Annotated in this window: 9 protein-coding genes; 6 read left to right on the top strand and 3 right to left on the bottom strand. The window is 68.4% G+C overall.

Annotated elements, in window-relative coordinates; all coding sequences use genetic code 11:
- Window position 1: 1 nt before the first annotated feature.
- Window positions 2–1,060 carry a threonine aldolase family protein gene (locus CAL25_RS06725; protein ID WP_094799465.1) on the top strand — a complete coding sequence of 353 codons (1,059 nt, stop codon included), beginning with the start codon at window positions 2–4 and terminating at the stop codon, window positions 1,058–1,060.
- 7 nt (window positions 1,061–1,067) lie between these two features.
- Here CAL25_RS06725 and CAL25_RS06720 read toward each other — a convergent pair whose 3' ends face one another.
- Window positions 1,068–1,631 (bottom strand): DUF1415 domain-containing protein, encoded by a 564-nt coding sequence (locus CAL25_RS06720; protein ID WP_094799175.1) that lies wholly within the window; start codon window positions 1,629–1,631, stop codon window positions 1,068–1,070.
- 82 nt (window positions 1,632–1,713) lie between these two features.
- Complete coding sequence (locus tag CAL25_RS06715) at window positions 1,714–3,186, bottom strand: M20 family metallopeptidase (protein WP_094799174.1); 1,473 nt, start codon at window positions 3,184–3,186, stop codon at window positions 1,714–1,716.
- Window positions 3,187–3,322: 136 nt separating this feature from the next.
- On the opposite strand from CAL25_RS06715, the gene CAL25_RS06710 reads away from it, so the two are divergent.
- Genes CAL25_RS06710 through CAL25_RS06690 form a run of 5 tightly spaced genes read left to right on the top strand, consistent with a single transcriptional unit; the run spans window position 3,323 to window position 7,908 of the window.
- On the top strand, window positions 3,323–3,955 hold the full coding sequence (locus tag CAL25_RS06710) for a GntR family transcriptional regulator (protein WP_094799173.1): 633 nt from the start codon (window positions 3,323–3,325) through the stop codon (window positions 3,953–3,955).
- Window positions 3,956–3,980: 25 nt separating this feature from the next.
- The gene (locus tag CAL25_RS06705) at window positions 3,981–4,955 is read left to right on the top strand and encodes a Bug family tripartite tricarboxylate transporter substrate binding protein (RefSeq protein ID WP_094799172.1); all 975 of its coding nucleotides are present in this window, start codon (window positions 3,981–3,983) and stop codon (window positions 4,953–4,955) included.
- Between the two features lie 23 nt (window positions 4,956–4,978).
- Window positions 4,979–5,971: a Bug family tripartite tricarboxylate transporter substrate binding protein gene (locus CAL25_RS06700; RefSeq protein WP_094799171.1), complete on the top strand. Its 993-nt coding sequence runs from the start codon at window positions 4,979–4,981 to the stop codon at window positions 5,969–5,971.
- A gap of 27 nt (window positions 5,972–5,998) precedes the next feature.
- Window positions 5,999–7,060: an isocitrate/isopropylmalate dehydrogenase family protein gene (locus tag CAL25_RS06695; protein ID WP_094799170.1), complete on the top strand. Its 1,062-nt coding sequence runs from the start codon at window positions 5,999–6,001 to the stop codon at window positions 7,058–7,060.
- A complete protein-coding gene (locus tag CAL25_RS06690) occupies window positions 7,060–7,908 on the top strand; it encodes an amidohydrolase family protein (RefSeq protein WP_249278975.1) in 849 nt (282 codons plus the stop codon). The genes CAL25_RS06695 and CAL25_RS06690 overlap by 1 nt, the downstream gene beginning before the upstream one ends.
- A gap of 95 nt (window positions 7,909–8,003) precedes the next feature.
- On the opposite strand, the gene purL is transcribed toward CAL25_RS06690, so the two are convergent.
- Window positions 8,004–12,053: a phosphoribosylformylglycinamidine synthase gene (purL, locus tag CAL25_RS06685; protein ID WP_094799169.1), complete on the bottom strand. Its 4,050-nt coding sequence runs from the start codon at window positions 12,051–12,053 to the stop codon at window positions 8,004–8,006.
- Between the last annotated feature and the right edge of the window lie 171 nt (window positions 12,054–12,224).

Here is a 12,224-nt window from a genome sequence, read left to right as displayed (position 1 = left end):
GATGAACGCGCCGCTCTACTCCCAACTGCCCAGCCACCCCGTCGATCTGCGCAGCGACACCGTCACGCGTCCCACGCCCGCGATGTACGAGCGCATGCTCGAGGCGCCGATTGGCGACGACGGCCTCGATGGCGATCCCAGCGTGGCCGAACTCGAACAGGACGTGGCCGCGCGTCTCGGCAAGGAGTGCGGGCTGTTCATGCCGAGCTGCACCATGGCCAACCTGGTCGCCGTGCTGGCGCAATCGAATCGCGGCGAACAGGTCGTGCTGGAAGGCACCTCGCACATGTACACCTCCGAACGTGGCGCGGCCACCTTCACCAATCTGTTCTATGTGGGGGTGCCCGGGCAGGACGGCGCGATGGACTTGAATCGTCTCGCAGATTCGGTGCAGTCCGGCGGGCACAAACTCCCGACCGCGTTGATCGCGATGGAAACGACGCACAACAACGCGGGCGGCACGGTGCTGCCCCTCGATCACATGCAGGCCGTGCACGCCATGGGGCAGGAACGCGGTATCGCCGTGCATCTGGACGGCGCCCGTCTGTTCAACGCCGCGGCCGCGCTGGGCCTGCCGCCCGCCGAGATCACGCGGCACACCGACACCGTGTCGCTATGCCTGTCGAAAGGGCTGAGCGCGCCCGTCGGCGCGGTGCTGGCGGGCCCCCGCTCCGTGCTGGACCGTGCCCGCACGTTGCGCCGCATGCTGGGTGGCACGCAGCGCCAGTCCGGGCTCATGGCCGCCGCCGCACTCGAGGGCGTGCGCACCATGGGAGACAGACTGAGCGAGGATCACGTGCGCGCCCGCCGGCTGAGCGATGGCATCAATGCGCTGGGCGGCCCGATTCGCGCCACCTCGCCGCAGACCAACATCGTGCAGATCGAGGTCGGCGCCACGAAGATGAGCAACAAAGAATGGGTGGCGGCGCTCGAGGCCGCCGGCCTGCGCACCCGGCCCTGGGCCAATACCCGCCTGCGCTGCGTCACGCACCGGCACACCACCGACGCCGACATCGATGCGGCCGTGGCCGCGTTCCGACAGGTGCTGGCCTCGATCTGAGGCTGCCTCAGTTGGTCTTGCCGTCCAGCACCTGCTGGAAACCATCGTGGCCAAGGCTCTTGAGCGTCTCGATGTTCTTCTCGTAGATCTCGGCGGCATCCGGAAACGCCTCGACCGCACGATCGATGCTGTCTTCGCGCAGCAGATGCAGGATCGGGTACGGCGAGCGATTCGTGTAGTTCTCGATGTCGTCGGGTTCGGTCTCGGCGAACTGAAACTGCGGGTGGAACGTGGCCACCTGCAGGTCGCCCACCAGACGCATGCGCTTGAGCAGGCGCTCCGACAACTCTTCGAAGTCGTTGAAATCGTAGAAGTCGTGCAGCGCCTCGGGCAGGATCAGCAGCGTGGTGTCGATGGCTTCCGGATCGGCTTCGGAAATCAGCATCAGCTCGTCTTCGAGGTCGGTCAGCACGCCTTCGGCGTCCTGCGCGTCGCTCACGGCATAGCGGACCTGGCCTTTGATCTGCACCGCCTTGGCGAACGGACAGAGGTTGAGTCCAATCACCGCGCGGTCGACCCACGTGCGGACTTCGTCGGCCACGGCTTGGGCGGCGGGGGTATTGATGATCATGGTGTCGCGGCGTCGAGGCCGCCTTGAAGAGAAAAAAGCGCCGGCCCGCGAGGGCCGGCTTGAGTCAGGCAGCGCGATGCGCTCAGGCGGCGGGCATCGCGGCCATGGTCTGCGCCACGGCGGCGGTGAGCTTCTTGCCGTAGGGCACGTGCAGGAACTCGTTGGGACCATGCGCGTTGGACTTCGGGCCCAGCACGCCGCACACCATGAACTGCGCCTTCGGGAAGCCCTTCTGCAGCATGCTCATCAGCGGGATCGTGCCGCCCTGGCCGATGTAGCCGCACGGCGCGCCGTAGTACTGCTGCGACGCCGCGTCGAGCGCCTGCGACAGCCACTCGGCCGAGGTGGGCGCGTTCCAGCCGGTGGCCGAGCCTTCGCGGGGATTGAACGTGACCTTGGCGTTGTACGGCGCATCGCTTTCGAGCAGCTCTTTGATCTCTTGCGCGGCGGCCACGGCGTCGACCAGCGGCGGCAGACGCAGCGAGAGCTTGAATGCGGTGCGCGGGCGCAGCACATTGCCGGCGCTGGACAGCGGCGGCAGACCTTCGGCGCCCGTGACGGACAGCGTCGGACGCCAGGTGCGGTTGAGCAGCGCTTCTTCGGGCGCCGTCGTCATGGGCAGCACGAAGCTGCCGTCGCCGCCGCAGCTCCAGGGGAAACGGCGCCAGACTTCGTCGCCAAGAATCTGCGCGGTGGCCTTGACCTGCTCGATGCGGTCGGCCGGAATCTCGCAATGCAGGCTCTGCGGCAGCAGACGGCCGTTGGCGCTGTCTTCGAGACGGTCGAGCAGATGGCGCAGGATGCGGAACGACGACGGCACCACGCCGCTGGAGTCACCCGAGTGCACGCCTTCGTCGAGCACCTGCACCTCGAGCGTGCCGGCGACCATGCCGCGCAGCGACGTGGTCATCCAGAGCTGATCGTAGTTGCCCGCGCCGGAATCCAGACAGACCACCAGCGCCACATTGCCCATGCGTTCGCGCAAGGCATCGATATAGGGCAGCAGATCGTAGCTGCCCGACTCTTCACAGGTCTCGACGATGCCGACGCAACGCGGACGCGGAATGCCCTGCTTATCGAGCGCCATGATCGCGGTGAGCGAGGCATACACGGCGTAACCGTCGTCGGCACCGCCTCGACCGTACAGCTTGCCGTTCTCGTACTTGGGCGTCCAGGGGCCCAGATCGGAACGCCAGCCGGAGAATTCGGGCTGCTTGTCGAGGTGACCGTAGAGCAGCACGGTGTCGCCGTTGTCGCTGCGGGTGGCGGGCGCCTCGAAAAAGATTACCGGCGTGCGACCGGGCAGGCGGATCACTTCGAGCTTCAGGCCGGAGACCTTTTGCGCCTCGACCCACTGGGCCGCGTCGCGCACCACACGCTCGATGAACGCGTTCTTTTCCCAGTCGGCGTCGAAGGCCGGGCTCTTGGCGGGAATCGCGATGTAGTCGGTCAGCGCGGGAATGATTTCGTTGTCCCACTTTTCGTCGACGAAGGCCTGCAGGGCCTTGGGATCGAGGGTGGGCGGCAGGGCGTCGTCGGGGATGCGCGCATTCATGTTGGCGTCTCGGCAGGAGGGCGAAGCCGCCATTTTAAGCCCGGCGGCGCCCGCCCGCAGATACCCGGCCCCGATTTCTCTGCTTGGCCGTGGATTTTATGTATGCAAAAATATACAAAAACACGGACGAGACGCCATGCCCATTTCCAAGGTCAATTCGCAGGCCTATGCGGCCTACACCGAGATCAAGCGCCGCATCCTGGCCGGCCTGTTCACGCCGACCGACCGCCTGCGCGAGATCGAGGTCGCGCAGTTGCTGGAAATGGGCCGCACGCCGGTGCGCGAGGCGCTCAAGCGCATCCAGGATGAAGGCCTGATCACGCACGAACCCGGCCGCGGCCTGGTGGTCACGACCATGAGCCAGCAGGAAGTGGGCGAGCTGTATGCGATGCGGCAGGTGCTCGAAGGCGCGGCCGCCGCGCTGGCCGCGCGCCATGCCTCCGACGCCGAGATCCTGCACATGCAGACCATCCTCGACGACGGCGATGCCGGCGACGCGGTGGCGCAGAACCTGGACTTTCACCAGGCCATCTACAGCGCCGCGCACAACCGCTACCTGATCCGATCGCTGCAGTCGCTCACCGACACCACCTATCTGCTGGGACGCAGCACGCTGAGCTCGCCCGAGCGCGTGGGCCAGTCCAACGAAGAGCACAACGCCATCGTGGCCGCGATCCGCGCGCGCGATCCCGTGCGCGCCGAGGCCGCCGCACAGCACCACATCAACCAGGCCCTGCTGGAACGACTGAAGATGCTGCGCCAGGGATAAAGCCCGGCATCACGGAGACAAAAAAATGTGGAAGCACCTGCGAGCCCGCCTGGCGGCGGGCCTGGGCCTTGTTTTGCCCGCGATTTGTGTCGGCGCCCCCGCCGCCGGCGCGTTTCCCACTCAGCCCATCACGCTGGTCGTGCCGTTCGCCCCGGGCGGCGGCACCGACAGCATTGCGCGCGATCTGGCCCGCACGCTCGCCGAGCGCCTGGGCCAACCGGTGGTCGTGGAGAACCGCGGCGGTGGCGGCGGCTCCATCGGCGCGGCGCTGGTCGCGAATGCCCGCCCCGACGGCCACACGCTGCTGTTCGCGACCTCCACCTTCGTCACCAACGCGGCCGCTGGCATCGCCACCAGCTACGACGTGCAGCGCTCCTTCGCGCCCGTGGCCATGCTGGGCCGCGGCCCGCTGCTGGTCGTGACCAGCAAAGACCTGGGTCTCAAGAGCGTGGCCGACCTGCGGGCGCGCGCCGCGAAAGAAAGCCTGAACTACTGCTCGGCCGGCAACGGCAGCATCAACCACCTCACGGGCGAACTCTTCACGCAGCAGGCCAAGGTCGAGATGACCCATGTGCCCTACAAGGGCAGCGGTCCCGCCACCGTGGATCTGCTCGCGGGCCGGGTGCAGGTGTTCTTCGCCACGGTGCCCACGATGCTGTCGCAGGTGAAGGAGAACCGGGTCGACCTGCTGGCCGTGACCGGCAAGACCCGTTCGCCCCTGTTTCCGGACACGCCCACGCTGGACGAGGCCGGCGTGCCCGGCTTCGACATCACGACCTGGTGGGGCGTGCTGGCGCCGGCCGACACGCCGAAGCAGGTCGTGGCAACGCTGAACAACGCCATCAACGAGGCCGCCGCGGACCCGCGCGTGAAGGACCGCCTGACGCACGAAGGCGCGCAGACGCTGCGCGGCACGCCGGATGACTTCGGAAAGGCGCTGGGCGAAGAGCTCACGCTCTGGCGCGAGGTGGTGCGCAAGTCCGGCATGCAACTGAACTGAGCGACAGCACAAGGAGACACGCCATGACGCACTTCACCTGCTCACGCCGGCAACTGCTGCGCGCCGGCGCGGCCAGCGCCCTGCTCGCGCTGGCGCCACGGCTGCACGCGCAGTCGGCCTGGCCCGCCAAACCTGTGACGCTCATCGTGCCGTACGCCCCCGGCGGCCAGGGCGACGTGTTCGCCCGCATTCTCGCCGAGCAGCTGGGCAAGCGTTACGGCCAGAGCTTCATCGTGGAGAACCGTCCCGGCGCATCGGGCGCGCTCGGCGCACGCCTGGTGCTGCGCGCAGCGGCCGACGGCTATACGCTCATGCTCGGGCAGACCGGCGAGATCGCGGTCAATCCGTACGCCATGAAAGCGCCGGGCTACGACCCGCTGAAGGAATTCGCGCCGGTGATTCTGGTGGGCGACTCGCCGCTGGTGCTGGCCGTGCCGCAGCAGTCGCCCTATGCCGACCTGCCCGCGCTGCTCGCTGCCGCGCGCGCCCAACCCGACAAGATCGTCTATGCGTCGTCGGGCACGGCCACGCCCGGCCACCTGGCGGCCGCCGCGCTGGCGCTGGCGACGCAGACGCGTCTGATCCACGCGCCGTACAAGGGCGCGGGTCAGGCCATGACCGACCTGCTCGGCGGGCACGTGGACTGCTTCTTCTCGAGCGCATCGGCCGCCATGCCGCACGTCAACGCGGGCCGCCTGCGCGTGCTGGCGGTGTCCTCGCGCGAGCGGCTCGCCATCCTGCCGCAGATTCCCACCGTGGCCGAGGCGACCGTGCCTGACTTCCAGTTCAGTCTGTGGGGCGGCGTGTTTGCGCCCGCGGCCACCCCGGCCGCCATCCTCGACGACCTCAACCGCAGCCTCAATGCCATACTGGCCGATCCGGCCATCAAGTCGCGCCTGGAGAGCGACGGCGCCGCGGTGCGGCCGAACGACCGGCCCGAGTTCGCGCGCTTCGTGCAAGCCGAAGCCCTGAAATACCAGCGCCTGGTGCAAGCCACCGGCGTGAAGATCGATTGACCTCCCTCCCCCTACCGGAAGCCCCTCATGAAAATCATCGTTCTGCCCGGCGACGGCATCGGCCCTGAAACCATGGCGGTCGCCGTGGACGTACTGCAAGCCGCCTCCGAGCGCTTTGGCCTGGGCCTGCAGCTCGACTTCGACGTGGCCGGCCACGACAGCCTCAAGCAGCATGGCGCGACCGTCACGCCCGCCCTGCTCGACAAGGTCAAGGCGGCCGACGGCCTGATGCTCGGCCCGATGGCGACCTTTGAATTCAAGGATGCGTCGCGCGGCGAGATCAATCCGTCGATGTGGTTCCGCAAGCATCTGGACCTGCACGCCAACATCCGCCCCGCCCGCACCTACCCCGGCATGCAGGCGCGCCTGGGCGAGTTCGATCTGGTGGTCGTGCGCGAGAACACCGAAGGCTTCTATGCCGATCGCAACGTCGAATCGGGCGGCAGCGAAATGCTCATCACCCCCGACGTGGTGGTGTCGCTGCGCCGGATCACGCGACTGTGCTGCGAGCGGATCGCGCGCTCGGCCTTCGAGCTGGCCATGACGCGCAAGAAGCATGTCACCATCGTGCACAAGGCCAACGTGCTGAAGCTGGGCGATGGCATGTTCATCGACACCTGCCGCGAGGTCGGCAAGGCGTTCCCGGAGGTGACCATCGACGACGTGATCGTCGACGCGATGATGGCGCATGTGGTGCGCGCGCCGCAGCGCTACGACGTGATCGTGACCACCAATATGTTCGGCGACATCCTCTCCGACCTCACCGCCGAACTTTCCGGCAGCCTGGGTCTGGGCGGCTCGCTCAATGCCGGCCGCGACTATGCCATGGGCCAGGCCGCGCACGGCTCCGCGCCCGACATCGCGGGTCAGAACATCGCCAACCCGGCCTCGCTGATCCTGTCGGCCGCCATGCTGCTCAACTGGCACGGCAACAAGCGTGGCGACGCGCGCTTCCAGCAGGCCGCCGCCGCGATCGAAGCCACGCTGGCCGACACCATCGCCGCGCACGAGTGCACGCGCGACGTGGGCGGCACGCTGGGCACCCGGGAAGCCGGCGCGGCATTCCTCAAGCGTCTGACGGCGCGCTGATGAACGCGGCCCCCCTGCCCGCGCTGGCCTGCGACTGCCACGTCCATATCATCGGGCCGCAGGCCGACTACGCCATGCTGCCCGACCGGCACTACACCCCGCCTGAAGCGCGCCTGGATCAGCTGCGCGCGCATCTGAGTGCGCTGGGCGCCAGCCGCGCCGTCATCGTGCAACCCAGCGTCTACGGCACTGACAATCGCCTGCTGCTCGACAGTCTGGCGGCGTTGGGCGAAGACGCCCGAGGCGTGGCCGTGCTGGACGACGACGCCGACGACGACACGCTCGTGCATCTGCACGACGCGGGCGTGCGCGGCCTGCGGATCAATCTCGAGAGCGTGGGCGCCAGCGATCCGGCCCGCGTCACGCGGGCGCTGTCGCAGTGGGGCACGCGCCTGCGCGGTCAGGGCTGGCACCTGCAGGTGTATGCCTCGCATGGCGCGATCGCGCAGGCGGCGCCCGCGCTGGGCGCGCTGGGCGTGCCGGTGGTGCTGGATCACTTCGCCATGCTGCCGCCCGACGTGGCGCTCGAATCGGTCCGGCCCATCCTGGACCTGATCGCCTCCGGCGCGGCCTACGTCAAGCTGTCGGCGGCGTACCGCATCGGCACCGACGCCGAGGCCATCGCCACCCTCGCGCAGCGGCTGGTGGCGCTGCGGCCAGATCGCATGCTGTGGGCGAGCGACTGGCCACATACCAACCGCACGCCCGGCGCGGCAGCCACCACGGTCAGCCCCTATCGGGAGATCGGCACCGATCACTTGCTGGGCGAAGTGGCCGCCTGGCTTCCCGACGACGCCGTCCGCCGTGAGGTGCTGGTGGACAATCCGGCCCGGCTCTACGCCTTCTGAGCGATCGCTCGGCCAAAAAGAAAGCGGCTCCCGAAGGAGCCGCTTTGTCGTTCAGGCCCGCGCCGTGAACCACCGGCACAGGCGCGTGCCCCGGATCAACCGAGCCAGACGCGCGCGTTGCGGAAGAAGCGCATCCAGGGCGTGTACACACCGCCGGCATCGCGCTCGCCCCACTGCTCGGGCGCCCACGACATCATCACGTTGCGCGTGACGCGCTCCGGATGCGGCATCAGCACCGTGAAGCGGCCGTCCTGGGTCGTGACCGAGGTCAGGCCCTGCGGGCTGCCGTTGGGATTGAACGGATAGGCCTCGGTGACCTTGCCGTGGTTGTCGATGTAGCGAGCGGCGGCCAGCACGCGGCTGGCGTCGCCCTGCTGCGAGAAGTCGGCATAGCCCTCGCCGTGCGCCACGGCCACCGGGATACGCGCGCCTTCCATGCCGGCGAAGAAGATCGACGGCGACGACTGCACCTCGACCAGCGACAGGCGGGCTTCGTACTTCTCGGACTGGTTGCGCGTGAAGCGCGGCCAGAACTCGGCGCCCGGGATCATCGGCGCCAGGGCCGCCATCATCTGGCAGCCATTGCACACGCCCAGCGCGAAAGTGTCGGGACGCGCGAAGTACGCGGCGAACTGATCCGACAGCTTGCTGTTGAAGCGGATCGTGCGGGCCCAGCCTTCGCCGGCGCCCAGCACGTCGCCGTACGAGAAGCCGCCCACGGCCACGAGCCCCTGCATGCCGTTCAGGTCGATGCGGCCCGACAGCAGATCGGTCATGTGGACGTCGACCGCTTCAAAGCCCGACGTGTCGAAAGCCCAGGCCATTTCGACCTGGCTGTTGCAACCCTGCTCGCGCAGGATGGCCACGCGCGGACGCTTGCCGGTGGCGATGAACGGCGCGGCCACGTCCTCTTGCGGGTCGAACGCCACACGCGGCGACAGGCCCGGATCCTGGGTGTCGTTCCAGGTATCGAACTCGGCCTGCGCGCAGGCGGGATTGTCGCGGCGGGCCATGATGCGGTGGCTGACCTCGCTCCAGGCGCGACCGAGATCGGCGCGCGGCTGGCTCCAGATCTTTTTGCCATCGCGATAGAACTCGACCTCGTCGGCGGCGTTCAGGCCGCCGATCACATGCGAGTGGGCCGACAGACCGGCGCCACGCAGCACCTGCATGACAGCGTCGCGCTGCGCGGCCGGCACCTGAATCACGGCGCCGGCTTCTTCGGAGAAGAGCGCCTTGAGCGTGAGCTCGTCGCGCTGCACGGCCACCTGCTCGGGACGGATCTTGTAGTCACCCCAATCGGCCGAATTCGGATCGAAGGTGAGCATGTCGAGGTTGACCGAGATACCGGTACGGCCGGCGAAGGCCATCTCGGTCAGCGTGGCGAACAGGCCGCCATCGGAACGGTCGTGGTAGGCCAGGATCGTGCCGGCTTCGGCCAGCGTACGGATCGTGACGAAGAACGTGCGCAGATCCTGTGCCACATCGATGTCGGGCACGGTCTCGCCGACCTGGTTGTAGGTCTGTGCGAGGATCGAGCCGCCCATGCGATGCTGGCCACGGCCGAGGTCGATCAGGATCAGCACGCTGTCGCCCGCGTCGGTGCGCAGCTGCGGCGTGAGGCTGGCGCGCACGTCGGTGACCGGCGCGAACGCGGTGACCACGAGCGACACCGGCGCGACCACGTCACGCTTCTCGCCGTCTTCGGTCCAGGTGGTTTTCATCGACAGCGAGTCTTTGCCGACCGGGATCGACAGGCCCACGGCCTGGCAGATCTCGCTGACGGCCGACACGGTGTCGTACAGCGCGGCATCCTGCCCCGCCACGCCGCAGGCCGCCATCCAGTTGGCCGACAGCTTGATGTCTTCGAGGCGTGCCACATCGGCCGAGACCAGGTTGGTCAGGGCTTCGGCCACCGCCATGCGGCCCGATGCGGGCGCGTCGAGCATGGCGATCGGGGTACGCTCGCCCATGGCCATGGCTTCGCCGCGCACACCCTCGTAATCGGCGAGCGTGACGGCGGCGTCGGCCACCGGCACCTGCCACGGGCCGACCATCTGGTCACGGCTCGACAGGCCACCCACCGTGCGGTCACCGATGGTGATGAGGAAGGTCTTGTTGGCCACCGTGGGGTGGCGCAGCACGCGATAGGCGGCCTCGGTGAGGTCGATGCCGGCCAGATCCAGCGGCGCGCTCACGCCGGGCTGGCGCTGCACGTCGCGCGTCATGCGCGGGGGCTTGCCCAGGATCACGTCGATCGGCACGTCCACCGGACGAACTTCGTCGGCGCCCTGCGGACGGATGGTGTCCAGGCCCGGCAGGCCTTCGCCGTCGACCACGCGCAACTGGCGCTCTTCGGTCGCGACGCCCACCACCGCGTAGGGGCAGCGCTCGCGCTTGGCAATCGCGTCGAAGCGGTCGAGGTCGTGCGGCTGGATCGCGAGCACGTAGCGCTCTTGCGATTCGTTGCTCCAGATCTCGGCGGGCGACATGCCCGACTCTTCGAGCGGGACACGCTTGAGGTCGAACGTGGCGCCACGGCCGGCGTCGTTGACCAGCTCGGGGAACGCGTTGGACAGACCGCCCGCGCCCACGTCGTGGATCGCCAGGATCGGGTTGGACTCGCCCAGCTGCCAGCAGCGGTCGATCACTTCCTGCACACGACGCTCGAGCTCGGGGTTGCCACGCTGGACCGAGTCGAAATCGAGCTCGGCCGAGTTGCTGCCCACGCTCATGCTCGAGGCGGCGCTTCCGCCCATGCCGATACGGAAGCCCGGGCCGCCCAACTGCACCAGCAGCGCGCCCGGCGGCAGCGGATCTTTGTGCGTGAGGCCCGCGTCGATGCTGCCCAGGCCGCCCGCGATCATGATGGGCTTGTGGTAGCCCCAGCGCGTGCCGCCGGCGGTTTGTTCGAAGGTGCGGAAGTAGCCCAGCAGGTTGGGACGGCCGAATTCGTTGTTGAACGCGGCGCCGCCCAGCGGGCCGTCGATCATGATCGACAGGGGGCTGGCGATGCGGTCGGGCAGGCCGTGGTGGTCGGCCTCCCAGGGATTGAGGGCGTCGTCGAAACGCAGGTGCGACACGGTGAAGCCCGTGAGGCCGGCCTTGGGCTTGGAGCCACGGCCGGTGGCGCCTTCGTCGCGGATCTCGCCGCCCGCGCCGGTGGCCGCGCCGGGGAACGGCGCGATCGCGGTGGGGTGGTTGTGGGTCTCGACCTTCATCAGCGTGTGCACGAGCGCGTCGCGGCGCACGTAGCGCGCGGCGTCGGCGCCCTCGCCCGCGATGCCGGGCACGCCGGCCTGGAAGCGCTGCGCCTGGCCGCCTTCCATGATGGCGGAGTTGTCGGAGTAGGCCACCACCGTGCCGGCGGGCTGGGCCTTGTGCGTGGCGCGGATCATGCCGAACAGCGTGTTGGGCTGCTCCGTGCCGTCGATCACCCATTGGGCGTTGAAAATCTTGTGGCGGCAGTGTTCGCTGTTGGCCTGCGCGAACATCATCAGCTCGACGTCGGTCGGATCGCGGCCCAGCTCGGTGAACGAGGTGGTCAGGTAATCGATCTCATCGTCGGAGAGCGCGAGGCCCAGGCTCACGTTGGCCTGTTCGAGGGCGCCACGGCCCTCGGCCTTGACGGCCACGGTGCGCATGGGCTTGCCGGCCAGCGGCGTGAACAGCGTCTGGCCGTCGAAATCGCCCTGCACCACGGTTTCGGTCATGCGATCGTGCAGACAGTCGGCGGCGCGCGCCAGCATGTCGGCATCGATGCTCTTCGCACCCAGAAGCCCGCGCTCGGGCGTGATCACGTAGCGCACGCCGCGCTCGACGCGGCGCACCGCGGCCAGGCCGCAGTTGCGGGCGATGTCGGTGGCTTTGGAGGCCCACGGCGAAATCGTGCCCAGACGCGGGATCACCAGCAGCTCGAGCTGCTTGGCGGCGGGTTCGGCGCTGTACGGCGTGCCGTAATCGAGCAGTTGCACGAGGTGTTGCTGAGCCTCGGCCGACAGCTCGCTGTCGGTGTGGACGAAATGCTCGTAGCTGGCGGAGACGTCGGCTACCGGCAGACCGGCCTTTTTCAGTTGTGCAAGCAGGCGCTCGCGACGAAACGGGGAAAGAACCGAGGAACCGGGCAGATGCTGGACTAGGGACACGATGCGGGCGCCGTTGGGGAGGTGGAGATCAAAACGGGATTTTACCTTCTTATGGGGTAAACCCCCGGGCTGCTCGACCCGGGTTGTCCCTGGGATGGGGCCGACGTTACAAAATTGTGGCCGGCGGGCGCCCCGGTTGTTGTTGCGTTGCCGCAATCCCGGCGCTTCGCT

The sequence above is a fragment of the Bordetella genomosp. 5 genome, assembly GCF_002261315.1.
Taxonomy (GTDB): Bacteria; Pseudomonadota; Gammaproteobacteria; order Burkholderiales; family Burkholderiaceae_B; genus Bordetella.
This window is presented reverse-complemented; position numbering and strand designations above follow the sequence as displayed.

Bases quoted from the DNA above. Each gene is read 5' to 3' on its own strand.
- CAL25_RS06725 (WP_094799465.1), top strand. From the start codon at position 2: ATGAACGCGCCGCTCTACTCCCAACTGCCCAGCCACCCCGTCGATCTG.
- CAL25_RS06720 (WP_094799175.1), bottom strand. From the start codon at position 1,631: ATGATCATCAATACCCCCGCCGCCCAAGCCGTGGCCGACGAAGTCCGC.
- CAL25_RS06715 (WP_094799174.1), bottom strand. From the start codon at position 3,186: ATGAATGCGCGCATCCCCGACGACGCCCTGCCGCCCACCCTCGATCCC.
- CAL25_RS06710 (WP_094799173.1), top strand. From the start codon at position 3,323: ATGCCCATTTCCAAGGTCAATTCGCAGGCCTATGCGGCCTACACCGAG.
- CAL25_RS06705 (WP_094799172.1), top strand. From the start codon at position 3,981: ATGTGGAAGCACCTGCGAGCCCGCCTGGCGGCGGGCCTGGGCCTTGTT.
- CAL25_RS06700 (WP_094799171.1), top strand. From the start codon at position 4,979: ATGACGCACTTCACCTGCTCACGCCGGCAACTGCTGCGCGCCGGCGCG.
- CAL25_RS06695 (WP_094799170.1), top strand. From the start codon at position 5,999: ATGAAAATCATCGTTCTGCCCGGCGACGGCATCGGCCCTGAAACCATG.
- CAL25_RS06690 (WP_249278975.1), top strand. From the start codon at position 7,060: ATGAACGCGGCCCCCCTGCCCGCGCTGGCCTGCGACTGCCACGTCCAT.